This is a genomic window from Halomonas meridiana, from assembly GCF_009846525.1.
GTDB lineage: Bacteria > Pseudomonadota > Gammaproteobacteria > Pseudomonadales > Halomonadaceae > Vreelandella.
Window position 1 is genome coordinate 2,325,026 of sequence record NZ_CP024621.1, and the last position, 24,071, is coordinate 2,349,096.

Annotated in this window: 18 protein-coding genes and 1 pseudogene; 4 read left to right on the plus strand and 15 right to left on the minus strand. The window is 59.5% G+C overall.

From position 1 onward, the window contains the following. Positions 1 to 16: 16 nt before the first annotated feature. Positions 17 to 2,281 (minus strand): DNA internalization-related competence protein ComEC/Rec2, encoded by a 2,265-nt coding sequence (locus tag CTT34_RS11295; protein ID WP_159342526.1) that lies wholly within the window; start codon positions 2,279 to 2,281, stop codon positions 17 to 19. A 97-nt stretch (positions 2,282 to 2,378) separates the two neighbouring features. Here CTT34_RS11295 and CTT34_RS11300 point away from each other — a divergent pair, with 97 nt between their 5' ends. Continuing rightward, the gene (locus CTT34_RS11300) at positions 2,379 to 2,930 is read left to right on the plus strand and encodes a DUF2062 domain-containing protein (RefSeq protein ID WP_159342527.1); all 552 of its coding nucleotides are present in this window, start codon (positions 2,379 to 2,381) and stop codon (positions 2,928 to 2,930) included. 1 nt (position 2,931) lies between these two features. Here the strand turns inward: CTT34_RS11300 and CTT34_RS11305 are convergent, their stop codons facing one another. Together CTT34_RS11305 and CTT34_RS11310 are read right to left on the minus strand one after the other, a co-directional pair. Continuing rightward, a complete protein-coding gene (locus tag CTT34_RS11305; RefSeq protein ID WP_159342528.1) occupies positions 2,932 to 3,633 on the minus strand; it encodes an ABC transporter ATP-binding protein in 702 nt (233 codons plus the stop codon). Between the two features lie 10 nt (positions 3,634 to 3,643). Then, positions 3,644 to 4,885, minus strand: a complete 1,242-nt coding sequence (locus CTT34_RS11310; RefSeq protein WP_159342529.1) for a lipoprotein-releasing ABC transporter permease subunit — start codon at positions 4,883 to 4,885, stop codon at positions 3,644 to 3,646. Positions 4,886 to 5,083: 198 nt separating this feature from the next. On the opposite strand from CTT34_RS11310, the gene CTT34_RS11315 reads away from it, so the two are divergent. Next, positions 5,084 to 6,154: an agmatine deiminase family protein gene (locus CTT34_RS11315; RefSeq protein WP_159342530.1), complete on the plus strand. Its 1,071-nt coding sequence runs from the start codon at positions 5,084 to 5,086 to the stop codon at positions 6,152 to 6,154. Positions 6,155 to 6,164: 10 nt separating this feature from the next. After that, positions 6,165 to 7,067, plus strand: a complete 903-nt coding sequence (locus CTT34_RS11320) for a carbon-nitrogen hydrolase (protein WP_159342531.1) — start codon at positions 6,165 to 6,167, stop codon at positions 7,065 to 7,067. 84 nt (positions 7,068 to 7,151) lie between these two features. On the opposite strand, the gene CTT34_RS11325 is transcribed toward CTT34_RS11320, so the two are convergent. The 3 genes from CTT34_RS11325 to secA form a co-directional block, all read right to left on the minus strand. Beyond that, on the minus strand, positions 7,152 to 8,108 hold the full coding sequence (locus CTT34_RS11325; protein WP_174788526.1) for a Nudix family hydrolase: 957 nt from the start codon (positions 8,106 to 8,108) through the stop codon (positions 7,152 to 7,154). Between the two features lie 75 nt (positions 8,109 to 8,183). After that, positions 8,184 to 9,413: a bifunctional glutamate N-acetyltransferase/amino-acid acetyltransferase ArgJ gene (gene argJ, locus CTT34_RS11330; protein ID WP_159342532.1), complete on the minus strand. Its 1,230-nt coding sequence runs from the start codon at positions 9,411 to 9,413 to the stop codon at positions 8,184 to 8,186. Between the two features lie 37 nt (positions 9,414 to 9,450). Beyond that, positions 9,451 to 12,174 (minus strand): preprotein translocase subunit SecA, encoded by a 2,724-nt coding sequence (gene secA / locus CTT34_RS11335; protein ID WP_159342533.1) that lies wholly within the window; start codon positions 12,172 to 12,174, stop codon positions 9,451 to 9,453. 546 nt (positions 12,175 to 12,720) lie between these two features. On the opposite strand from secA, the gene CTT34_RS11340 reads away from it, so the two are divergent. Next, on the plus strand, positions 12,721 to 13,197 hold the full coding sequence (locus CTT34_RS11340) for a DUF721 domain-containing protein (RefSeq protein ID WP_159342534.1): 477 nt from the start codon (positions 12,721 to 12,723) through the stop codon (positions 13,195 to 13,197). Positions 13,198 to 13,301: 104 nt separating this feature from the next. On the opposite strand, the gene lpxC is transcribed toward CTT34_RS11340, so the two are convergent. The 9 genes and pseudogenes from lpxC to murD form a co-directional block, all read right to left on the minus strand. Continuing rightward, positions 13,302 to 14,213 carry a UDP-3-O-acyl-N-acetylglucosamine deacetylase gene (gene lpxC / locus CTT34_RS11345; RefSeq protein ID WP_159342535.1) on the minus strand — a complete coding sequence of 304 codons (912 nt, stop codon included), beginning with the start codon at positions 14,211 to 14,213 and terminating at the stop codon, positions 13,302 to 13,304. A gap of 156 nt (positions 14,214 to 14,369) precedes the next feature. Next, positions 14,370 to 15,553: pseudogene (ftsZ, locus tag CTT34_RS11350) on the minus strand (cell division protein FtsZ). 34 nt (positions 15,554 to 15,587) lie between these two features. Beyond that, positions 15,588 to 16,877: a cell division protein FtsA gene (gene ftsA, locus CTT34_RS11355; protein ID WP_159342536.1), complete on the minus strand. Its 1,290-nt coding sequence runs from the start codon at positions 16,875 to 16,877 to the stop codon at positions 15,588 to 15,590. A gap of 313 nt (positions 16,878 to 17,190) precedes the next feature. Beyond that, positions 17,191 to 17,919 carry a cell division protein FtsQ/DivIB gene (locus tag CTT34_RS11360; protein ID WP_159342537.1) on the minus strand — a complete coding sequence of 243 codons (729 nt, stop codon included), beginning with the start codon at positions 17,917 to 17,919 and terminating at the stop codon, positions 17,191 to 17,193. Positions 17,920 to 17,941: 22 nt separating this feature from the next. After that, positions 17,942 to 18,880 (minus strand): D-alanine--D-alanine ligase, encoded by a 939-nt coding sequence (locus tag CTT34_RS11365; RefSeq protein ID WP_159342538.1) that lies wholly within the window; start codon positions 18,878 to 18,880, stop codon positions 17,942 to 17,944. Beyond that, positions 18,877 to 20,289, minus strand: coding sequence for a UDP-N-acetylmuramate--L-alanine ligase (murC, locus tag CTT34_RS11370; RefSeq protein WP_159343771.1), 1,413 nt, complete (start codon positions 20,287 to 20,289; stop codon positions 18,877 to 18,879). The genes CTT34_RS11365 and murC overlap by 4 nt, the downstream gene beginning before the upstream one ends. Before the next feature lie 53 nt (positions 20,290 to 20,342). After that, positions 20,343 to 21,440: an undecaprenyldiphospho-muramoylpentapeptide beta-N-acetylglucosaminyltransferase gene (murG, locus tag CTT34_RS11375; protein ID WP_159342539.1), complete on the minus strand. Its 1,098-nt coding sequence runs from the start codon at positions 21,438 to 21,440 to the stop codon at positions 20,343 to 20,345. A gap of 18 nt (positions 21,441 to 21,458) precedes the next feature. After that, positions 21,459 to 22,655 carry a putative lipid II flippase FtsW gene (gene ftsW / locus CTT34_RS11380; protein ID WP_159342540.1) on the minus strand — a complete coding sequence of 399 codons (1,197 nt, stop codon included), beginning with the start codon at positions 22,653 to 22,655 and terminating at the stop codon, positions 21,459 to 21,461. Beyond that, positions 22,652 to 24,031 carry a UDP-N-acetylmuramoyl-L-alanine--D-glutamate ligase gene (gene murD / locus CTT34_RS11385; RefSeq protein ID WP_159342541.1) on the minus strand — a complete coding sequence of 460 codons (1,380 nt, stop codon included), beginning with the start codon at positions 24,029 to 24,031 and terminating at the stop codon, positions 22,652 to 22,654. The genes ftsW and murD overlap by 4 nt, the downstream gene beginning before the upstream one ends. Positions 24,032 to 24,071 lie beyond the last annotated feature (40 nt).

The following is a 24,071-nucleotide window of genomic DNA, read 5'->3' on the forward strand; positions in this document are numbered from 1 at the left end:
CTGATGGTGGCCCGCTTCAACACCGCTGATGCCCTCCTGCTAGGGCGCGCATGGGCCGCACCGAGATGGGTTGCCCAGGCGTGAGCAAAAAACGCAGCGCTCCGTCATGGGCGGTACTCCACAAACAGCTCTGCTGCTGCCGAAAACGCCGCACCACGTCGTCGGCAGGATGCCCGAACGCATTGTCTCTCCCTGCACTGAACACTACGTGCTGTGGCGTGGTATGACGGACGAATTGAACGCCCGAACTCGTTGCGCTGCCGTGGTGCCCTGCCACTAAAACGCTGACTGGACCATCGAGCTGCGTGAGAAGCTGGCGCTCCACTTGCCGGCCTACGTCCCCCGTCAGCAGCAGCTGGTGCTCACCGACCTTCACTGCCAAGACGCAGGAGCGATCGTTCGAGGAAAGCGCGTTCTCACCCCTCGGTGGCCACAGAACGCGATAGCGAATGCCATCCATTTGCCAGTGCTGCCCTTGACGACAGGGCCAGCCCGCGACCGGTAACGCCTCACCCTCGGGTGCCCACCACTGCCCCACCTGATGATCGGCCAATAGCGCGTCGACGCCTCCAGCATGGTCAGTATCCGCATGGCTGACGATCACTTGATCGATGACTTGACCGGGAGGCCACAGACTTTGCAGCGGCATGAAGCCACTGCGAAAACGCGGCCCCGTGTCATAGAGAAAACGACGGTTGGCGCTGCGCAGCTCGACCAGTTGGCCTTGCCCCACGTCATGTACGGTCACACGAAGCTGCCCATCGGCCAGCGCCGTCTCTCGGGGCCACCCGGGTAGCGTCGCGACGAGCGCCAGCGACGCGATCCCAAGCCAGCGCGGCATGGCAGGCAATCCCCAGCACAGTGACACCAGCACCAGGCTTCCAGCGAGTGGATAGACCAACGGGGCAGGCGGCTGCCAGAGAGGAGCCGCGTCGACCGCGACACGCAACAGCCAGTGAAAAGCCGCCAACGCCTGCTCGAAGACCCACCAAGGCAGCATTTCAAGGCCGGGCAGCGGCGAGAACAGCCAGCCAATCAGCGCGCTCGGCACCATGATGGAGCTGACCCAAGGCACGGCTAGCAAATTGATCAAAGGTGCAACGGGGGCCACACGCCCAAACGCCAACAGCACGGCTGCCGCCATCAATGGGGCAAGTAACAGTTGGGAGCGCAACAATGCCCAGCACCAGCCCTTGATACCGCGAGGCCGAGCGCGCCCCTGCCAAATGATGATCAACCACCCCACTGCCAAGAACGATAGCCACAGCCCTGGTCGCCACAAGGCAAGGGGGTCGACGATCAGTACCAGCGCAAGCGCGAGCCACCACGCCTGCCAGGGTCCGGGAGCATGACGACCGCTCAACACCCAAAGGCCTAGTAGCGTCATAATCATCGCACGCATGGCCGGGGGCGCTAATCCTGCCAGTCCGGCATAGGCGACGGCCGCCGCACCGGCTAGCCACCAGGGCCACGTCCGCAGCCGCCAATGGGTGGGAGAGCTCAAGCGAGCGCTATAGCGCCCTAGCAACAGCACGAAAGAGGCCACCAACCCCACGTGCAATCCGGAGATCACCACTAGGTGCGTCGTCCCGGTGGCATTCAGCAGCGCCCAGTCCTCCTGGGTAAGCTGCTCGCTATCTCCTAGCGTGAGCGCCGCTAACCAGCGTTGAGTACGGGGTGCAAGTGGACGCTGTGCCAACCACGCTGAGGCCCACGGGCGTAACCGAGGAGCGGCAGCGGCCAGCTTTTGCGGCGCAGGGTCCGTACGCACGTAGCCGGTAGCGTGTATCCCTTCGCGCCAAAGCCACTGCTCGTAGTCGAACGCATGAGGATTGAGAAAGCCAGAAGGCGGCCGCAGTCGCAAGATCATCCGCCAGCGCTCGCCTGCTTGGAACGTATGACCGTAGGCACTTACCCGAACGCTGCCTAAGCGCTCGCAGTTGGGTACGTGTGCAGGCGCCGTACAGCGCTCGATGTGCAAGCGCAGCCGCTGTGCCCCGGGCTGTGCTTGTACATCGACGACTTTGGCGTCAACCTCGAGATCTTGCCCGCTCAACCCAACGGGCAACCTGCGTGACCACTCCTGCTGAACGCTCAGCGCCACGACTCCCGCGATGAGCAGCCACGGCAGTGCGCTCGGCCGCGATGCCAGGCTCAGCAGGCCGCCCACGCTCAGCGCCAGCGGCAGTAGCCACGTGCCGCTCTGGGCACCGGTGAATCCTACGACAAGCCCGCCCACCAACGCCGCCAAGGCGGCAGGGATTGCCACCCCCCGTCCCATGCGCCCCTCCCTGGTGCTTCACCATTCCTGTGCACGCCATAGCCGAAGCCCTGCGCTATATGGATAATAGAAACCACTTATCGCAAGAGTACCTGACATGCCGCGCCGTTTCCTGCAGCGCTACATGCCAAAACCCGACACGCTAAAGCGCCAGCGCTCCCTGCGCTTCATGGCACCGCTGATTGCGGACCCGGGTTTATGGCTACTGACTCGACGCAGCGTGGCCAACGCGTTTAGCGTTGGGCTGTTCTGCGCGATGCTGCCCATCCCCTTTCAGATGGTGGTGGCAGCGTTGGGCGCGCGACTGAGTCGCTGTAATTTGGCGCTGTCGGTGGGGTTGGTGTGGGTCACCAACCCGCTCACCATGCCGCTGATTTTTTATGCTAATTATCGCATCGGCACGTTTTTGTTGGACGCCCCTGCACGGGAGGCGCCTTCACGTATCTCGACACGCTGGGTTGCCGAACAGATGCACGACATTCTGCCGCCCTTACTGCTCGGGTCGTTGATCACGGCCATCGTCCTTGCCGCCGTTGCAAACGTCGGCATTCGTCTTATCTGGCGCTGGCACGTCTCTCATAACTGGAAGCGCCGCCGCCTGAAGAGGCGGCGGCGCAGGGCTCGCATCGAATCAGAGTTTGACGACTAAGTCACCCCGCCTGTGCTACCAGGCGTCCTCCATCGAGCTTCATCACGCGATCCTGATGGGCCGCAAGACCCACATCGTGCGTAACGATGACGAAGGCGCAGGCGCTCTCTTTGGCCAGCTCATCCATTAGGCCCAGAATGGTAGCGGCAGTCGTCTGGTCCAGGTTGCCTGTTGGTTCATCCATTAAAACGAGACTAGGATCCGTGACGAGCGCGCGTGCAATCGCGACGCGCTGGCGCTCGCCCCCTGACAGCTCACCCGGCTTGTGGTCGGCACGGGCTTTCATGCCCACCCGCTCCAGTAACTGCATGGCCCGCTGTTCGGCGGCTTTTTTCGACTGACCACGAATGATCAGCGGTAGCGCCGCGTTCTCTACGGCGGTGAACTCCGCTAGCAGATGGTGGAATTGATAGACAAAGCCAATATATTGATTACGAAAGCGGCCTAGCGCCGCTTCGTTCAGCCCTGACAGCGGCTCACCGCCGATCACCACGCTGCCCGCACTGGGTCGATCCAACCCACCCAACAGGTTCAGCAGGGTCGTTTTTCCCGATCCAGAGCTACCCACGATCGCGACGCGCTCACCGGCATGCACGGTGAGTTCGAGCTGGTCCAGTACGGTCAGATCCTGCGGGCCTTCGCTGTAAATGCGAGTCAGCTCACGGCATTCTAGCATGACGGCGTTTGTGTTGGTTGACGTCATCGGAGCATCCTTATTCATAGCGAAGTACATCGGCAGGCTGAACCCGAGCGGCTCGCCATGCAGGGTAAAGCGTCGAGAGGAAGGTCAGGCCGAAGGCAGCCAACACGATGTCACGCACATCGCTCCACTCCAGCCGTGACGGCAGGTCGCTGATGAAGTAAACCCCGGCATCCAGGAACTGAATACCAAAGGCGCTCTCGAACCAGCTAATGAGGTCGGAAATGGTGAGCGCCAACAAAATGCCCACGGCGACGCCAACGACAATCCCAATCAGCCCGATGGCTAGGCCCTGTACGATGAAAATGCCCATGATCGAGCGCGGCGTGGCGCCAATCGTGCGAAGAATGGCGATATCGGCACGCTTGTCCGTGACGACCATGACCAGCGTGGAGACGATATTGAAGGCGGCAACGGCGATGATCACCGTGAGCAGCAGCGCGATCATGCGCTTTTCCATTTGAATCGCCTGGAAAAGATTACCGTGGGAAAAGGTCCAATCCGTGCCGCGATAGCCCGGGCCCAGCTCGTTCACGATGGCTTGGGTTTCACTCCCAGCAATGAACAAGTCATCGAGTTCCAGTCGCAGCCCGCCCACCGCATCGCCCAAGCGAGCCAGCGTTTGCATATCCTCAATATTGGCATACGCAAGACTTGCATCGAGATCGGCACCGACGCTGAAAATACCGCTCACAGTAAATCGCTTGAGCCTGGGGAACACGCCCGCTGGCGTAATGGATGCCTCAGGCACGAGCAGAGTTACGCGGTCACCCACCCCGACGCCTAATCGACGCGCAAGCATCGACCCCAGCACGACGTTCCACTCTCCCGGCACCAGATCGGACAGTTCACCCTCGCGCATGTGCTCACCAATGATGGAAACGCGATCTTCCCAATCCGGGTGAATGCCGTTGACCATCGCCCCTTGGTTTCGGCCACCGGCAGAGAACATGCCCTGCTGCTCCACGTAAGGTGCGGCGCCGATCACTCGCTCGCGCTGCATCAACTGCTCTGCCAGCGACTCCCACTCCACCAACCCTTCCTGGGATTCGATTTTGGTGTGGGGCACCATGCCCAAAATGCGTGTGCGCAGCTCGTGATCGAACCCATTCATCACCGACAGCACCAGAATCAGTACCGCGACGCCCAACATCAAGCCCAACATCGACGTCAGGGAAATGAACGAAATAAAGTGGTTCCGGCGTTTAGCGCGCACATAGCGCAGCCCCACCAGAAAAGGCAAACGATCAAGCATGGCGACATTCCTTAATAATGGGCGTCCATGGTACGGTTTTTTTAGCATGGCTGCATGTGCAAACGCAGCCTTAGAGTCGCGGCTGCGAACACCGTTCCCTTGATGACGGTATCGCTTGCAACTTGTGAGGCAACCCCCTAAATTGCGCCCGTTCCTCTTGCCCGCTGGGTAAGCTTATTCTGACTAGAGAGAGCACCGTTGACGTTGGCTACCAAGACCCACCGCCTACTGCCCGAGTGGCACCCTCAAGATGGCCTGCAGCTCACCTGGCCCCGCCCTGACGGCGACTGGGCACCGATGCTGGCGCGTATCGAGGCCACGCTCGAGCGCATCGTACTGGCCGCCGCGCGCTACCAACGCGTCATCATTAGCGTGCCCGACGAGGCGACTTACCAGCGCCTAACCGCCAGCTTCGAAGCGTACGGCATCCCCAAACAGCAGCTGCTGCTCATTGTCGCACCCACCGACGATACCTGGGCGCGGGATCACGGGCCGATCACGGTGTTGGACGAAGATGACCAGCCGTTGCTGCTGGATTACACCTTCACTGGCTGGGGCGGCAAGTTTCCTGCCGAACGGGATAACCAGCTAACGCAGTGGCTGGCAGATGCAGGCGTATGGGCCTGCCCGGTGGCTTCTCGTGACATGGTACTGGAAGGCGGCGCCATCGAAACCGACGGCGAAGGCACACTGCTCACCACCGACGCTTGCTTGCTGAATCCCAACCGCAACCCGTCACTCTCCCGTGCCGATGTCGAAGCGAGATTGGCAGACGACTTTGGTGTCGACCGAGTACTGTGGCTTACGCATGGGCACTTAGAAGGTGACGACACCGACAGCCACGTGGATACGCTGGCACGTTTTTGTAGTCCCACCACCATTGCCTACGTGCGCTGCGATGACCCCACCGATCCCCACTATGCGGCCCTTCAGGCCATGGAGCAGGAACTGAAAGCGTTTCGTCAGCGTAATGGCGATCCCTACCGGCTCGTTCCGCTTCCCTGGCCCCAGGCCTGCTTTGATCCTGAAGATGGGCATCGCCTACCGGCCACCTACGCCAACTTTTTGATCATTAACGATGCCGTGCTGGTCCCTACCTACGGGGATCCTGCGGATGTCACGGCCCTCCAGGCGCTGGCTACGGCCTTTCCCGAGCATACGCTGATTCCCATCGAGTGCGTCAGCGTAATTCGACAGCACGGTAGCCTGCACTGCTTAACCATGCAGCTACCCAAAGGTACGCTTGTGCCTGCGACCACTCACTCTTAAGGAGGGCAGCATGTCCCAGACACTCAACGTGGCGGTTGTTCAACAAGCCGCATGGCCAGACAAAGCACGCAGTTTAGCCGAAAGCGAAGCAGGCATTCGCACGGCAGCGAGCCAAGGGGCACAGCTCGTGCTATTGCAAGAGCTGCATGCCACCCACTACTTCTGCCAATATGAAGACCCGGCACTGTTCGATCTTGCTGAACCCCTGGATGGCCCCACCGGCCAGCGGCTAGCAGCACTGGCAAAAGAGTTGGATATCGTGCTGGTAGGCTCGCTGTTCGAGAAACGCGCGGCGGGGCTTTACCACAACACGGCCGTGGTCTACGACCGCGCTCAGGGGCGGGTGGGTCAGTACCGTAAGATGCACATTCCCGACGACCCTGGGTTCTACGAGAAGTTTTACTTCACCCCTGGCGACGCCGACGACACTCGCAAAGAGGGCTTTACCCCAATCGATACGTCCGTGGGGCGGTTAGGAATTTTGGTGTGCTGGGACCAGTGGTATCCAGAAGCTGCGCGCCTGATGGCGCTGGCGGGTGCCGAGCTGCTGCTCTACCCCACCGCCATTGGCTGGGATCCTAACGACGACGACGCCGAAAAGACGCGTCAAAAAGATGCCTGGACGCTGATTCAGCGTGCCCATGGCGTTGCCAACGGACTGCCTGTTCTGGTGGCTAACCGCGTCGGCTTTGAAGCGGACCACTCCGGCGTGGGCGACGGTATCGCGTTTTGGGGCGGTAGCTTTATTTGCGGCCCACAAGGCGAGCTGTTAGCACATGCGGGTGAAGAGACCGAGCAGTTGGTCGTAAGCCTGGATATGGCGCGTAGCGAAAACACCCGCCGCATTTGGCCCTACCTGCGCGACCGTCGGGTCGACGCGTATGGCGACCTGACCCGCCGCTATCGCGACTAAGCGTAGACACTCGCCCTGAAAACTCAAAACGCCTGCCCTGTTACCAGAGCAGGCGTTTTGCTATCGGCGATCAGGTAAAAGCGCTTACTTCCAGAAATCGCGAATCGAGGCAATCCCTTGAGCGCCCACTGCGCGCGCGTGGTTGGCATCGAAGCGGGTCATGCCACCTAGCGCGAACACTGGCATACCGGCACGCTCCACCAGCTGCTGGAAGTCATGCCAGCCCATGGGGGCCACTTCCGGGTGCGACGGCGTCGTACGCAGCGGCGATAGGGTGACGAAATCACACCCTAATACGGCCGCCTGGGAGAGCTGTTTCTGGTCGTGGGTAGAAGCCGACAGCCACTTGTTTTCGGCAATAGGGCGGCGATCTAGCTGCATCAACCGGGCGCTAGTCAGGTGAATGCCATCGGCGTCGACCTGGTCCAGCAGGGTTGGTTCACCGTTGAGCAGCAGTTTCGCGCCGTATTCGCGACACAGCGTGAGGGCGCGTTCGGCACGCGCGACGTACGCCGCATCATCCAAGCTTTTCGCACGCAATTGAACAAGACGGATGTTGTCTTCGTGCAGTGCGCGCTCCAGCAGCGCTGCGAAACGCTCGTCATCAGGCTCTTCACCAGTGATCAGGTACTCGGTGGGTAGCATGACGGCTCGGAGGATCGGCAGGTTTGCCGCCGGGAACGGATAGTTCACCAGCTCGTTCATCGGCACCCAGCGCACCGCCTGACCTTCACGACCAAATGGCTCACCCGCAAACTCGTGTACCTGCCATACATCAAGCAGGATATGTTTGTCAGGGTATTCATGGTGAACACGAATGAGCGGCTGGGCACGAACGATCTCTACCCCCAACTCTTCATGCAGCTCACGTTTGAGGCCCTCTAGTCCCGTTTCGTAAGGGGCCAGTTTGCCACCAGGAAACTCCCAAAGGCCGCCGTGATCGACGTTGGAAGGTCGGCGCGCGATCAGCACGTGCTTTTGATCGGCGCTGATCATCGCAGCCGCCGCAACATGAACCCGTCGTTTTACCATTACACTCATTACGTCTTATCCACTTTGTGCGCGCCGCCTTGCTTGCACGGCGCTATCTCGCTGCGTTAGCACGTTGCCGCAGCCTTAGCTGCGGTAATCCGCGTTGATGGACACATAGTCATGGGAGAGATCCGAGGTCCACACAGTGGCCGCCTCGTCACCACGTCCCAAATTAATGCGAATTGTGATCTCTTCCTCGGCCATGACGGCACTGCCCGCCGCCTCGGTATAGCTGTTCGCACGGCCACCGTTTTCCACCAAACGCACATCGCCCAAATCGATGACGACACGGCTGACATCGAACGACGCCACCGGCGCGCGCCCCACCGCCGCCAAGATACGTCCCCAGTTGGCGTCGGAAGCGTACAGTGCGGTTTTGACCAGCGGCGAGTGAGCCACGGTGAAGGCGACGTCCAATGCCTCTTGGCGCGTACAGGCCTCGTTCACCTGCAGCGTGATGAACTTGGTCGCCCCCTCGCCATCGCGAATGATCGATTGGGCCAGCTCGGTCATCACCCGCTGCAGGGCATTACGGAAAACGGCGACGTGTTCGTCGCTTTCGATACGCGCTCCGGTGCCCGTTGCCGCCAGCATGCAGGCATCGTTGGTCGAGGTATCGCTATCCACCGTGATGCAGTTGAACGAACGATCCACCGTTTCTCGCAGTAGCGTGGCGAGTAACGGCTGCGCGATGGCCGCATCGGTCACCACAAACCCCAGCATGGTGGCCATGTTGGGCTTGATCATACCCGAGCCTTTGGTAATGCCGTTGATCGTGACCTGCTGGTCGCCAATCATCACGGTGACCGTGGCCCCTTTCGCGCGGGTGTCGGTGGTGAGAATGCCTTCTCCTGCCTGCTGCCACGCCTGGCTCGAGTCGGCCAGCGTTGCCAACGCGTCAGGCAAGCCTGCCAGCAGACGAGCCATGGGCAGCGGCTCGCCAATCACGCCGGTGGAGAACGGCAGTACCTGGGTGGTGTCCACCCCGGCTTGCTCGGCCACCGCGGCACAGCTGGCATAGGCATCCTGCAGTCCTGCCTCACCCGTTCCCGCATTGGCGTTGCCGGTATTGATGAGCCAGTACCGGGGCGCAAGGCCGCTCTCTGCGCACGCCTCAAGGTGTGACTTGGCCACCACCACGGGAGCAGCACAGAACGCATTGCGCGTGAACACGCCCGCCACGGTGGCCGTCTCGGGCAGTTCGATCACGACCATGTCGCGGCGGTCCGGCTTCTTGATGCCCGCCTTTGCAGTCCCTAGACGCACCCCGTCAAGGGGTGGCAATTCCGGAAAGGGAAGATGTCCCACCGCCATGTTTCTCTCCTTTACGCACACTGACGTATGCGCGTGATTAGCTCAATTTGCCGCAGCACTGCTTGTACTTCTTACCGGAGCCACATACGCAGGGGTCGTTGCGGCCGACTTTCGGGTTTTCACGACGCAGCGGACGACCATCGGCGCCGGGAGCGGCTTCGCTCGGCTCGGTATCGGGTGCCTCATGACGGCTAGCAGCCGTCGCCTTCTCACGGGCCAGTTCTTCACGGCGCTTCTGCTCCAGAGCATCGACCTCTTCTGGCTGACGCACCTGAACGTGGCTGAGAATACGCGTGACATCGGCTTTGATGTTGGTCAACAGATGCTGGAACAGCTCGAAGGACTCGCGCTTGTACTCCTGTTTGGGGTTTTTCTGTGCATAGCCACGCAGGTGGATACCGCGACGCAAATGATCCATGGACTGCAGGTGCTCTTTCCAGCGGGTATCCAGCACTTGCAGCATCACCTGTTTCTCGAAGCGACGAATCAGCGCTTCACCAGCGGACTCGATCTTCGCTTGGTAGGCGTCTCGATGCATGGTTTGCAGACGCTCGCGCAACTTCTCTTCACTGAAGCGCTCGTCCTCGTCCGCCCACTTAACGACCGGAGCATCGAGATTGAACTCCGTTTTCAGATGCGCTTCCAGACCAGGCAGATCCCACTGCTCGGCCAGACTTTGAGGGGGCACGTAGTCGCTAATTGCGTCTTGCATTACCTCCTCTCGAATACCCACCACCGCAGCGGAGACGTCATCAGAGGCAAGGATTTCATTACGCTGCTCGTAAATCACGCGGCGCTGATCGTTGGCAACGTCATCGTACTCCAGCAGCTGCTTACGAATATCGAAGTTACGCCCTTCTACTTTCTTCTGCGCGCGCTCGACCGCATTGGAAACCATCTTGTGCTCGATGGCTTCGCCACGCTCAAGCCCCAGCGCCTGCATCAAGCGCTTCACCCGGTCGGAGCCAAATAGGCGCATGAGGCTGTCTTCCAGCGAGAGGAAGAAGCGTGTAGAGCCTGGATCGCCCTGACGACCGGCACGACCACGGAGCTGGTTATCGATACGTCGAGATTCATGGCGCTCAGAGCCCACCACGTGCAAGCCACCGGCTTCCAGCACCGCATCATGGCGCTTTTGCCACTCGGCTTTGAGCGCATCGATTTGAGCTTGCGAGGGGTTGTGCAGCTTAGCGGCCTCAGCTTCCCAGTTACCGCCTAGCATGATATCGGTACCGCGACCCGCCATGTTGGTAGCGATAGTGATCGCGCCGGGACGGCCAGCCTGGGCAATAATTTCCGCTTCGCTTTGGTGCTGCTTGGCGTTCAAAACGTTAAATTTCAGCCCAGCCTCACGCATTAGGCGAGCTAAATACTCAGACGTTTCAATGGAGGCGGTACCCACCAACACCGGGCGACCAGCGTCGGTTTCCGCCTTCACGTCTTTGATGATGGCTTCGTACTTCTCTTCCGCACTGAGGTACACCAGATCGTTGAGATCCTTACGCGCCAGCGGACGGTTGGTGGGAATGACGATGACATCCAGGCCGTAAATCTGACGGAATTCGAACGCTTCGGTATCCGCCGTGCCCGTCATGCCCGACAACTTTTCATACAGACGGAAGTAGTTCTGGAACGTGGTAGACGCCAACGTCTGACTTTCTCGCTGAACCGTTACTCCCTCTTTGGCTTCGACGGCTTGGTGCAACCCCTCGGACCAACGACGGCCCGGCATCGTGCGGCCAGTGTGCTCGTCGACGATCACTACCTGACCTTCGGCGACGATGTAATCCACATCCAGGTGATAGAGATGGCGTGCGCGCAGCGCAGAGTGCATGTGCTGTAACAGGTTGAGGTTTTGCGCGGCGTAGAGCGACTCGCCTTCGCCCAACAGCCCTTCGGCTCGCATGAGCTCTTCGACTTTGTTGTGCCCCTGTTCGGTCAACTCTACCTGCTTCTGCTTCTCGTCGAGCACGAAATCGCCGCTTACCGGCGCGTCCTCATCTTCGGAGACTTCTCCCTGCTCGAGCTGCTGGGCGAGGCGGTTGACGATGCCATAGAGGTCGGTATTTTCATCTACCGCGCCGGAGATGATCAGCGGCGTGCGCGCTTCATCGATCAGGATGGAGTCCACTTCGTCGACAATCGCGTAGTGCAAACCGCGCTGGACTTTGTCTTCCAGCGAGAACGCCATGTTGTCGCGCAGGTAGTCGAAGCCAAACTCGTTGTTGGTGCCGTAGGTAATGTCACACTGGTACGCGTGACGTTTCTCTTCCCCCGTCTGTCCGGCGAAAATAACGCCCACCGTGAGCCCCAGGAATTCATACAGGGGGCGCATCCACTCCGCATCGCGACGGGCAAGGTAGTCGTTCACGGTCACGACATGCACGCCTTTACGGGTCAGCGCGTTCAAATAGACCGCGAGCGTGGCAACCAGCGTTTTACCTTCCCCGGTTTTCATTTCCGCGATTCGACCACGATGCAAGGTCATACCACCGACCATTTGCACGTCAAAGTGGCGCATTCCCATGACTCGCTTGCTGGCTTCACGCACCACGGCAAACGCATCGGGCAGTAGGCTATCCAGCGCTGCCCCGTCGTCTAGGCGCTGGCGCAGTTCTAGAGTTTTCGCTTGAAGCTCGGCATCGCTCAGGCCCGCCAGGGTCTCTTCCAGCGCATTGATGCTCTGCACGCTTTTCTGCATGCGCTTGACTTCACGGTCGTTCTTGGAACCGACTACTTTACGTAACAAGTTGTTAATCATGAAATTTCCAAATCATCGTGAGCGCCCCATCCAGGTACGCTCAGGTATCAAGCAAAGAGGGTGATATGAAGCGATGCGTTATCGAGCAGGCGGGCCACGGGGCGTCACGACATCGCGGGCAGCGACGAGCGGGAGCGCGAACGGCAGAAAAGACAAAGGGCGACGGGGGGCCTGGGGCGCTCGCCGCGTTTGACGGTGAAACCAGCGGCGAAGCGCGCGCCGTTTCTTCGCGATCCAGTGAGATTGGGCGCGAAGCATAGCAGGCATCCAAAAGCAGATGCAGACGCCACGGTCACTACTTCTCAGTGCGTCGGATGGGTGTAGACTAGCGGGTAATAAACAGCTCACCAGTAAACCAGCCAACCACCAACGCGCTAGGCCATAGCGTCGAGGACGCCTTGGCGAAGCAGATTCGATCTGTAACGTTGATGACATGCTGTGGACTGGCTCCCGAGCGTGTTAGGCTCTGTCTATTGGCGGTCAAACACAGGTGCTGCTCGTAGTTGCCAGTACGACGCCACTCGCAACACCCTAGGAATCAAGTTGATGAGTATAAAGGTTAAGCGTTCTCGCGCACAGCCCATTGCCCAACTGCTGACCAAGTCAGGCGGCGTTGGCCAGCTCATGCGGCAAACACGCTTGATTGATCAAGCGCAGCGCCATCTTCGCGCTCATTTACCCGACGAGATGCGCGAACACATTTTCGTGGGCGGCTTCAGCAGCGGGCGCCTGACTCTCATCAGCGGACAAGCAAGCTGGCTGACGTGGCTACGCTATGAACAGTCGCGACTATTATCGTTACTTCATCAGCTCCCTGGCTTTGAAGGGGTAACAGGATTTACCCTCAAAGTACGTCCCGTACGCCCCATCGAATCGCCTAAACGCTTCACGCGAACGCTTTCCGACGACGCAGGCAAAACCTTGGCCGAATGCGCCAAAGACACCGACAGCCCTAGCCTGAGACATGCCTTAGAGCGCTTGGCCTCTCACGCGCGTTCGGAAGATACCAAAACGTCACGCTAGAAGCGCTTACCCAAAACAAACAAAGCACCGCCGAAGCAGTGCTTTGTAGATGGGGGACCCTTTCATGATTTCAACTCGTCCCCAACGTTTTGTTTTTCGGCAAATTACGCCATCGCCGGTGCCGCATAGGAGATAGGGGCCACGGCCTTCTCTTCTTCGAACGTCACGATCTCGTAAGCATCCGGCTGAGCCATCAGCTCACGGCACAGCTGATTATTCAGGGCATGACCCGACTTCACGCCACGGAATTCGCCAATCAAGCTGTATCCCAGCTGGTACAAATCGCCAATGGCATCCAGCACCTTGTGTTTGACGAACTCGTCTTCGTAGCGCAGACCGCCCTCGTTGACGATACGGTAATCGTCGACCACGATTGCGTTTTCCAGGCTGCCCCCCAAGGCTAAATTGTTGGAGCGCAGGTACTCTAGATCGCGCATGAACCCAAAGGTGCGCGCCCGTGAGACTTCTTTGACAAACGACGTGGTCGAAAAATCGATCAGCGCAGTTTGTTTCTGCTGTTCGAAAACCGGATGGTCGAAATCGATGGCAAACGAAACCTTGAAACCTTGATGGGGCAAAAAGGTGGCTTCTTTATCGCCATCGGTCACGCCAATACGGCGCTTGATGCGAATAAATTTTTTCGCCGCGTCCTGCTCCAGGATACCGGCCGATTGAATCAGAAAAACGAACGGACTAGCGCTACCATCCATGATAGGCACTTCGGGGGCGCTGATATCGACGTAGGCATTGTCGATGCCCAAACCCGCAAAGGCGGACATGAGGTGCTCGACGGTCGCCACTTTGACGCCTTCATGAGAGAGTGCCGTACACAGCGTGGTGTCTTCGACTAGCTCGGCACGGGCAGGTACATGTACCACGGGGTCCAGATCGGTTCTGACAAACACAATGCCGGTGTTGGCCGGCGCCGGACGCAAAGCCATATGGACTTTTTTGCCAGAGTGCAGACCCACTCCAGTGGCGCGAATGACGTTTTGTAATGTGCGTTGTCTGATCATGGGTAGTGGTCAAGCTCTAATGACGGCGGTTTGCAGCGAATTGCCACAGGGTCCGCAGGGGAAGAAAGTTATCAAACAGTGTTCACTTTAACAGCAAACGAGCGTTTTAACCAATAAAACTCTCGTTTGCTGCTGCAATGAACCTGATAGCGAGCGTTAATCCGCCTGACGGCGTAGAAACGCGGGGATATCCAGGTAGTCGTCAGCATCCGCTGCGCGACGTTTCTCAGCGCGCGGTTTTGGCGCTGCATCGGGGGCTTCCGCGCGTGCCGTGGCCTGCTGACGCATCACGGTGGGTTGCTGAAGTTTACGGTAGTCAGAGCCACCGGCCTCTGCCGCTGAACGACGAGCGGGCTCGCGCGCTGCCGCAGCTTTGGCTTTACTGCCATCGAGTCCCGCCGCAACGACCGTCACACGCAGCTCATCGGACATTTCCATGTCGATGGACGTACCGACCACGATCGTCGCCTCTTGGGACGCAAACTCCTGAACCGTGGCACCGACATCGTTGAATTCGCCAATCGAGAGGTCGGGACCTGCAGTGATGTTGACCAAAATGCCGCGCGCGCCGTGTAGATCGATATCTTCTAGTAGCGGGCTGCGAATGGCTTTTTCAGCCGCTTCGCGGGCACGGTTTTCACCCGTGGCTCCGCCAGTGCCCATCATCGCCATGCCCATTTCCGACATAACGGTGCGCACATCGGCAAAGTCGACGTTGATGATGCCAGGGCTGGTGATCAGCTCCGCGATACCCTGGACCGCGCCCAGCAGTACATCGTTGGCAGCACTGAAAGCCGTCAGCAGCGTGGCATTCTTCCCAAGCACCGACAGCAGCTTTTCATTTGGAATGGTGATCAACGAATCGACGTGCTCGGAGAGCTCTTTCATGCCCTCTTCAGCAGCGCGCATCCGCTTAGGCCCTTCGAAGGGGAAGGGGCGTGTCACGACCGCTACCGTCAAAATACCCAGCTCTTTGGCTACCTGCGCTACCACGGGCGCACCGCCGGTACCGGTGCCCCCCCCATGCCAGCGGTAATGAAGACCATGTCGGCACCGCTGAGCAGTTCGGCAATGCGCTCACGATCCTCCATGGCAGCCTGACGGCCCACTTCGGGATTCGCGCCAGCACCAAGGCCTTTGGTGATCTCGCTACCTAGCTGCAGCACCGTCTTTGCCGATACGCGCTTGAGGGCCTGAGCATCGGTATTGGCGCAAATGAATTCGACGCCTTCGATGTTGCTCTCGACCATGTGGTTGACCGCGTTACCGCCACCGCCGCCAACGCCCACTACTTTGATGACCGCACTGCTCGAGGGTGCGTTATCTACCAATTCGAACATAAGCCCCGTCTCCTGAACCGCGCTTGCGGCCCTATCAGAAATTTCCTTTGAACCAGCCTTTGATTCTTGCCAGCGCCGAATGGCCATCCTTGATATCACGCCGGGCTAATTCGTTACGTCCTTTGTGGGCCGCAACGACTCCCCCGTGGCTTTCTAGGCCTTGCCCATGACGCGTTTCCTGCAGTGCATAATGCAGTAAACCAACGCCCGTCGCATAGATAGGATTGCGAACCACATCTGCCAAGCCTCTGACATTTTGCGGGCAGGCAATACGAACCGGCATGTGAAAAATCTCTTCTGCCAATTCGCTCACACCTTCCATGCGCGAGGTGCCGCCGGTGAGCACCACCCCCGCAGCGACCATATCCTCATAGCCGCTGCGACGTAATTCGTCTCTTACCAAGGTAAACAGCTCTTCGTAACGTGGCTCGACCACTTCTGCCAGCGCTTGGCGCGATAGGTCTCTGGCTGGACGGTCACCGACACTGGGAACCTTGATCATCTCATCGCTTGCTGCCAATTGTGTTAACGCGCAAGCGTATTTCACTTTAATCTCTTCGGCGTGCTGAGTCGGCGTGCGCAGCGCCATGGCGATATCGTTGGTAACCTGATCGCCAGCAATGGGAATGACCGCCGTGTGGCGAATCGCTCCCTCGGTAAAGATCGCCATATCGGTGGTGCCACCGCCGATATCGACCATACAAACACCCAGCTCACGCTCGTCCTCAGTCAGCACGGCCATGCTTGACGCCAGCTGTTCGAGAATGATCGCGTCGACATCCAACCCACAGCGGCGCACGCACTTCTCGATATTCTGAACGGCATTGAGGGCCGCCGTCACCAGATGCACTTGGGCTTCCAGCCGCACGCCGGACATCCCCAACGGCTCGCGAATGCCGCCTTGGGCATCGATCGAGAACTCCTGCGGCAGCACGTGCAGCACACGCTGGCCTTCGGAAATCGCACGAGCGCGCGCAGAGTCGATCACTCGGTCGATATCGGAAGGCGTGACTTCACGCTCTTTAATTGCCACGACACCGTCTGAGTTCATCGAGCTAATATGGCTGCCGGCCACACCCACGTACACCGAGTGAATATCGCACCCTGCCATCAACTCCGCTTCTTCTACGGCGCGCTGAATCGACTGAACCGTCGATTCGATATTGATGACGACGCCGCGCTTCATGCCGCGCGACGGATGTGAACCGATACCGGCAATTTCAATCCCACCATCATCGGTGGGTTGACCGACTATCGCGACGACCTTGGACGTTCCAATGTCCAGCCCGACAACCATATTGGATGCGTTGGGTGAGCCTGCCATGAGTCGGGGAATCTCCTTGCCGTCATTTTAAATAATACGGAAGATACTTTAATTGCCTTAGCAAAAAGAGCAGCTGCCAAATTGAAATTAGTAACGTTAAACTTGATACGCGATGAACCGTGCTAACCGCTGATAGGATAATAAAAACCCACCCACAGCACCGCTAGGGACATAGTATAGAAACAATAGTCGCAATACGACTAGCCCACGCCCACGATAATTGGCTTGAACGGCAATTTAAACCCCATTGACGGGTTTTTCGGCGTTGGCAACCACTCACCTTTACCTACTTTTTGCACATTGTCATCGACGGTTACTCTGCATTTGTCGATGGTTCACTCTCTTGAAACTCTGTTTCTCCGTGCCAAGCGACCGCGACACCATTAGGGTAGCGCAAATCGATGTAGCGAATATGATCGCTGACATTGGCAAGTTCGCGTTGCCAAGAAGCTGACAGCCTCGCCAATCGCTCGCCGTGCTGACGACGGCCCAACATTACCCAAGCACCGCTGGATAGCTGTAAACGCCAGGCGCCACGCGGCTCCAATCGTAGCTGAGCGAGCGACAGGGATAACCCAGCGAAGTGCGGCAGCAAACGCTGATAGTAGGCCAACACTTCTTCGCTGCTCCCCCCAGGGCCTGCCAAGTCGGGCAAGCCTTCAGGAACGGCAAGGGGAGCAAAAGCAAACGGCTCCCCTTCGGGGTTCAAGAGAAACTCGTCGTTCCAGCGTGCCACCGGCGTTTGCTCGACGAGTTCGAAGACCAGCGCGTTGGGCCACTCACGGGAGATGCGCACCTCGTTTAGCCACCCAATGGTGAGTGCGCGACGGCGAAGTTCGCCCAAATCAGCCGATAACCAAGTCGCTTCCTGCACCAGCGGCGCTAACTGGGTACGTAAATATTCGGCGCTGACGTACTCCCACTCACCGCGGATCGACACTCGCTCGATGGGGCGGTCCAGCCATAACCACAGCGCTCGCCCCCCGGCACCCAGCAGTAGTGCCAACAGCACAACGCCTAGCCATGCGTTGCGTTTTTTCATAACACGCCTTTTACCCAGTCCATCATGACGCAACGCTCGGCGCGATCGCCGTCTGCAAAATCCGCATGACCAGGGTGTCGAAGTCGATACCCGCATGGGCAGCCGCTTGCGGAACGAGGCTATGATCGGTCATGCCCGGCACCGTGTTCACTTCGATGAGCCAAAACTGCCCAGCTTTGTCCCGCATGACGTCGATGCGTCCCCAGCCCTGACCGCCTACCGCGACAAACGCTTCTTTACAGAGCGCTGCCAAAGACTGCTCCTCCTCATCGGACAAGCCGCAGGGCAAGTGGTATTGGGTGGTATTGGCGATGTATTTGGCTTCATAGTCATAGAAACCGCCCGGCACCTCGACGCGAATGGCGGGCAAGACATCATCTCCCAGCAGCGCCACGGTGTACTCATCACCGACGACGAATCGCTCGGCCATGACACGCGCATCGAACTTGGCCGCTGCCGTATACGCCGATCGCAGCTCCTCTTGGCTTTTGACGATACTGATGCCCAAGGTAGAGCCTTCATGCACCGGTTTGACCATCATTGGCAGGCCGAGCTGCTCAACCACGGCGGCCCAGTCGGCGTGCTCGCTGAGCATGATGCATTCCGGCGTGGGCAAGCCCACGGCCTGCCACACTTGCTTGGTACGCTGCTTGTCCATCCCCAACGCGGAGGCCAGTACGCCGCTGCCGGTATAGGGCAGGCCTAGCAGCTCGAGTGCCCCTTGCAAGGTTCCGTCTTCGCCGCCGCGACCGTGTAGCGCAACGAACACTGCGCTGGGTGCCAAACGCTCGAGTCCAGCGAGGCCACCCTCTTTAGGGTCGTAGCCGATCGCATCCACACCCTGACGCTTTAGGGCAGCCAAAATCGCTGCGCCGCTTTTGAGAGACACCTCTCGCTCGGCAGAGGTGCCGCCATACACGACGACGACACGGTCCAAGGAACCGACTTGCCCCCTGTTCATAGCGCCACCTCGTCTAGCGCCAGCTTGGCCTGAGCCAAACGTAGCGAAATACCGCCCACATCCCCAGCGCCCTGAGTAATCAAGATATCACCCGGCCGCAGCACGTTAGTCAGCAAGGCGGGCAGTTCATGCTTGTGCTCGACAAAGAGCGGGTCGACTTCCCCGCGCTGTCGGATGGAGCCTGCCAACGTGCGCCCTTCTGCCCCAGGCAGTACGGCCTCGCCCGCGCTGTACACATCCAGCAGCACCAGCGTATCCACCTGAGAGAGCACGCGTACGAAATCCTCGTATAGATCCCGAGTGCGGCTATAGCGGTGAGGCTGGTAGAGCATTACCAGACGGCGGTCGGGCCAGCCGGCTCGCACTGCCTGAATCACCATGTCGACTTCACGGGGATGGTGGCCATAGTCGTCCACCAGCATGATCTCGCCGCTCCCCGACGGTGCTGGAAAGTGGCCGTGTACCTGAAAACGGCGCCCCACGCCTGCAAATCCGGTCAGTCCCCGCTGAATCGCCTCATCGCTGACGCCTGCGTCCGTCGCCACCACGATCGCCGCCATGGCGTTGAGCGCATTGTGTCGTCCTGGCATGGCCAAGCGAATAGCCAGCGGCGCGGCATCGCCGGGGCGCAGCGCGGTGAACGAGACCTCTCCCCCCTGCTGCGAAAAGTCGACGATGCGATAGTCGGCATCTTCGTCGAAGCCATAGGTGACGAACTGTCGCTTCACCTGCTCACACAGGCCACGCACGTGGGGGTCGTCGATACACAGCACCGCCAGCCCGTAGAACGGCAGATTGTGCAAGAATTCGATGAACGTGCTTTTTAGCCGCTCGAAGTCACCGCCATAGGTCGCCATGTGGTCGGCATCGATGTTCGTCACGATCGAAACCATGGGCTGCAGGTGCAGGAACGACGCGTCGGATTCATCGGCCTCGGCCACAAGGTAGTCGCCCTCACCCAAGCGGGCGTTGGCACCGGCACTAGTGAGCTTACCCCCAATCACGAACGTCGGATCCAACCCCCCTTCCGCTAGCAGCGTGGCCGTCAAGCTGGTGGTGGTGGTTTTGCCATGGGTGCCCGCCACGGCAATGCCATGGCGAAAGCGCATCAGCTCTGCCAGCATTTCAGCACGACGCACCACCGGCACGCGGTGCTCATGGGCCCAGCGTATTTCAGGGTTGGCATCGTCAATCGCACTGGACACCACGACCACGTCGGCTCCCTGGACATGCGCTTCCGCATGACCGATCGCCACGTTGACACCGCACTGGCGCAGACGCTCTACCACGGCGGACGCTTTCATATCGCTACCGCTGACTTGGTAACCCTGGTTCGCCAATACCTCGGCGATACCGCACATGCCTGCACCACCGATACCCACGAAATGCAGCCGCTGAATACGACGCATGCCGGGGCCGGCAGGGCGTGCGCCCCGCGGCGACAGGTTAGTCACTGAATCGGTCACGCAGTTTCTCCTTGCTTTACCAAACCCAAACAGCCGTCGGCAAGACGCTCGGTGGCATCTAAATGAGCAGCCTGGCGCGCCTTCGACGCCATGGTCGCGAGCCTGTCAGGGTCCAATAATTCATCTAGTAATTGGGTTAAACGCTCAGGCGTCAGCGCGGACTGAACCACACACTGCGCCGCTCCCGCCTTGACCAACACATCGGCATTGACTCGCTGATGGTCATCGACGGCAAAGGGAAAAGGCACCAACAGCGCCGGTTTGGCGGCAGCCGCCAACTCTGCCACCGTTAATGCCCCCGCACGGCATACCACCAAATCCGCCCAGGCATAGGCCGCTGCCATATCATCAATGAACGGGCTGACATCGGCGACGATGCCATGTTCCGTGTAAGCTTGCGCCGTCGCGACATCGCGCTCTTTACCGGCTTGGTGGCGAACGTCAGGACGCCGCTCTGGCGGTAGCGCGGCCAGTGCCGGGGGCAGCCGCTCGTTGAGAGCAACTGCTCCCAAGGAGCCACCCACTACCAGCAGCCTGAGCGGCCGCCCCACCAGATCCGACACCTGCTTGGGATGCTCCCCTAGCGCCGCGATCTCATCACGCACGGGGTTACCAATGACGACAGCCCGCTGGCCGAACGCATCGTCGAAGGCGGCGTAGGTACGCGTCGCCAGGCGCGACAGCACTTTGTTGGTCAGACCCGCCACGGCGTTCTGTTCGTGAATCACGAGCGGCACCCGCGACAGCCACGCCGCTAGCCCGCCAGGGCCGCTGGCGAAACCGCCAAGCCCCACGACGACGTCCGGCTTGAAACGCTGAATGATACGCCGCGCCTGCAATACCGCCTTGGAAAGATTCATGGGCGCTTTGCACCAGCCAACGAGCCCTTTACCTCTTAGCCCTTGAATGGCGATGGTGTGCAGCGGAATACCGGCTTTGGGCACCAACTGATTTTCGATACCGCGCGGGCTCCCGAGCCATTCCACGTCGACACCCTTGGCTTGTAACGCATGCGCTAACGAAAGCGCAGGAATGACGTGCCCACCGGTCCCCCCGGCCATGATCAATATCCGTCGACGTGAGTTGGTCGCCACAAACGGCTCCTTGAGTGATTACGATAAACGTGGTTCTCGACGCGCACGATAAGGGGTCGGCGTACGTCGCGGGCGGTGGCGAGTTTCCGCATCGACCCGTAGCAGCAGCCCGATCATCATACCGGTCACCAAGAGGCTAGAACCGCCGTAACTGATGAGTGGCAATGTGAGGCCTTTGGTCGGCAACAGACCAGAGCTCACCGCCATATTAATGAACGCTTGAGCAGCGACGATAAAACCAATCCCATAGCTGACGTAGGCACCGAACAGATGACCTGCCAGCTCTGCCCGACGGCCTACCCACATCGCGCGTACGATGAACAGGGTAAACAGCAGCACCATGGCAATGGCGCCAATCATGCCCAGCTCTTCGGCCACCACGGCAAAAATGAAATCCGTATGCGCTTCCGGCAAATAGTGAAGCTTTTGGACACTGTTGCCCAACCCCGTGCCGGTGACGTGGCCACGGCCAAACGCAATCAGCGCCTGGGTCAACTGATAGCCAGTGGCAAACTGATCCGCCCAAGGGTCGAGGAAGCTGGTCCAGCGCGCCAAGCGGTAAGGCTCCATCACGACCATCATGACCGCGCCAAACCCTAACACGCCACCGCTACCAACCAGCAGCGTCAGCGACGCACCGCTCATCATCAGCATGCCAATGACACAAACGGTGTAGACCACCATGCCGCCGAAGTCTGGAGCAAGAAATAGCAGACTCGCAGGCACCGCCAGAACGGCCAAGGGCCGCCACATGGTAAACGCCCGCTGACGCAACTCGTAGGTAAAACGCGACATAAATGCCGCCATGTAGAAGATCAAACCGATTTTCGCCAACTCCGAGACCTGCAAACTCGGTAGCGGTCCTGGCAGTGAAATCCAGCGCTTACTGCCGTTCACTTCCTGACCGATGATCAGCACCACTACCAGCATGAAAATACTGACGAGCAGAATGAGCGCCGCATTCTGGCGCCAAAGCTCCAGGGGCACGCACAGCATGAACAGGCAAGCCGCCATCGCCAACACCAAAAAAATGCCGTGCTGCCGGGAGTAGTGGTAGCTATTCTCCAGAAGTCCTATCGAGGCAGAGCTGACCATGACCCAGCCCAATCCCGCCAGCGCCACGACGGCCAAGACCAGCCAGATATCACAGGGCAGATGCTGAGTCGTCAAGGCAGCGCGCAAGCGCTGAATACGGCTAACGGACGCATCGCTCATATCGTCAACTCATTACGTTTGCGCGCCACCCACTGACGAAAGACATCGCCACGGGCTTGGTAATTCGCGAATTGATCCAGGCTGGCACAGGCGGGAGACAGCAGCACACAATCACCGGGCTCGGCCATGGCAAAGGCGACTTCCATGGCCTGCGTCAAGTGCTCGACCCGCTCCACGGGCAGTGCCCCTGCCAGCGTTTCCATCAAACGAGGCGCATCGGTGCCAAACACGATCGCCGCACGGGCACACTCAGCAAGTGGAGCCGTTAGGGGCGTAAAGTCAGCGCCCTTACCCACGCCCCCCGCCAGCAGGATAAGCTTTCCATCGAGAGTGGGACCAATACCGTTGATGGCCGCCAACGTGGCCCCAACGTTGGTTCCTTTGGAATCATTGACCCAACGGACCCCGTTAATATCGGCGATCCATTCGCTTCGATGGGGCAAACCCGCGAATGCTCGCAGGGCACGACACATCTCCTCGCGACCGAAGCCTAACGCGTTTCCCATCGCCAGTGCAGCCAACGCATTGGCATAATTATGCCGACCCGCCATCTGAAGCTCGTCAGCCGCCAACCAAGGCGTCTGCCCCTGCATCAACCACCAGCGTCCCTGGCGCTCGTCGAGCCCCCAGGACTGGCCGGTGGGTGGTTCACTGCGGAAGTAGTCGACGCGGTCGAGCATCGGCTCTGGCCACGTCTGGGCATCGTCTGCGTTCACCACGGCGTGCGCGGCGCCCAGGAAGATGCGCTGTTTGGCCTGACGGTAACCCGCCAAGTCGCCGTGCCGATCCAGATGGTCGTCGCAAAGATTCAAAAACGCCACCGATGCAGCGCCTAGCCACGGGGTCGTTTCTAGCTGAAAACTGGATAGCTCCAGAATGTAGAGGTCAGCGTCAGGCTGCTGCGCCAACAGATCGAGCGCAGGTGTCCCTAAATTGCCCCCCACCGCGGCCTCGATTCCCGATGCAGCGGCCATCTCGCCGAGCAGCGTGGTGACGGTGGATTTGGCATTCGACCCGGTAATCGCGGCAATGGGTGCCTTGACGGCACGCTTGAACAGGGCAATTTCACCCACGAGCATCGGGTCACCGGTGGCCGGATTGTGACGATCCAGCAACCCGTCCAAACCTGCCGTCCGAGGGTCGACCCCCGGACTGATGACGACCTCGTAAGCCTCGCGCATATCCAGCAGCGTCAAGGCACCACAATGTACGTGGACACCAGGGTGCGCTTGCTGAAAGGCTTCGAGTCCCGGCGGGGTCTCGCGGGTATCCGCCACCATGAACGGCCTACCCAACTGGGTAAGATGACGGCAAATGGCCTGACCAGAAACTCCTAGTCCGACGACCACCGTAAATCCGTTGGGTACCTGCACCATGTGGCTCCTTCTGCCTTGTGCTAAAGGCGGGCTTACCGCC

Excerpts from the sequence above, each read along its gene's own strand:
- CTT34_RS11340 (WP_159342534.1), top strand. The coding sequence starts at position 12,721 with ATGAGTATAAAGGTTAAGCGTTCTCGCGCACAGCCCATTGCCCAACTG.
- ftsA (WP_159342536.1), bottom strand. The coding sequence starts at position 16,877 with ATGGCAGGCTCACCCAACGCATCCAATATGGTTGTCGGGCTGGACATT.
- CTT34_RS11325 (WP_174788526.1), bottom strand. The coding sequence starts at position 8,108 with ATGAGTGTAATGGTAAAACGACGGGTTCATGTTGCGGCGGCTGCGATG.
- CTT34_RS11300 (WP_159342527.1), top strand. The coding sequence starts at position 2,379 with ATGCCGCGCCGTTTCCTGCAGCGCTACATGCCAAAACCCGACACGCTA.
- lpxC (WP_159342535.1), bottom strand. The coding sequence starts at position 14,213 with ATGATCAGACAACGCACATTACAAAACGTCATTCGCGCCACTGGAGTG.
- CTT34_RS11305 (WP_159342528.1), bottom strand. The coding sequence starts at position 3,633 with ATGACGTCAACCAACACAAACGCCGTCATGCTAGAATGCCGTGAGCTG.
- secA (WP_159342533.1), bottom strand. The coding sequence starts at position 12,174 with ATGATTAACAACTTGTTACGTAAAGTAGTCGGTTCCAAGAACGACCGT.
- CTT34_RS11320 (WP_159342531.1), top strand. The coding sequence starts at position 6,165 with ATGTCCCAGACACTCAACGTGGCGGTTGTTCAACAAGCCGCATGGCCA.
- murC (WP_159343771.1), bottom strand. The coding sequence starts at position 20,289 with ATGCGTCGTATTCAGCGGCTGCATTTCGTGGGTATCGGTGGTGCAGGC.
- argJ (WP_159342532.1), bottom strand. The coding sequence starts at position 9,413 with ATGGCGGTGGGACATCTTCCCTTTCCGGAATTGCCACCCCTTGACGGG.
- murD (WP_159342541.1), bottom strand. The coding sequence starts at position 24,031 with ATGGTGCAGGTACCCAACGGATTTACGGTGGTCGTCGGACTAGGAGTT.
- CTT34_RS11310 (WP_159342529.1), bottom strand. The coding sequence starts at position 4,885 with ATGCTTGATCGTTTGCCTTTTCTGGTGGGGCTGCGCTATGTGCGCGCT.
- CTT34_RS11360 (WP_159342537.1), bottom strand. The coding sequence starts at position 17,919 with ATGAAAAAACGCAACGCATGGCTAGGCGTTGTGCTGTTGGCACTACTG.
- ftsW (WP_159342540.1), bottom strand. The coding sequence starts at position 22,655 with ATGAGCGATGCGTCCGTTAGCCGTATTCAGCGCTTGCGCGCTGCCTTG.
- CTT34_RS11295 (WP_159342526.1), bottom strand. The coding sequence starts at position 2,281 with ATGGGACGGGGGGTGGCAATCCCTGCCGCCTTGGCGGCGTTGGTGGGC.
- CTT34_RS11365 (WP_159342538.1), bottom strand. The coding sequence starts at position 18,880 with ATGAACAGGGGGCAAGTCGGTTCCTTGGACCGTGTCGTCGTCGTGTAT.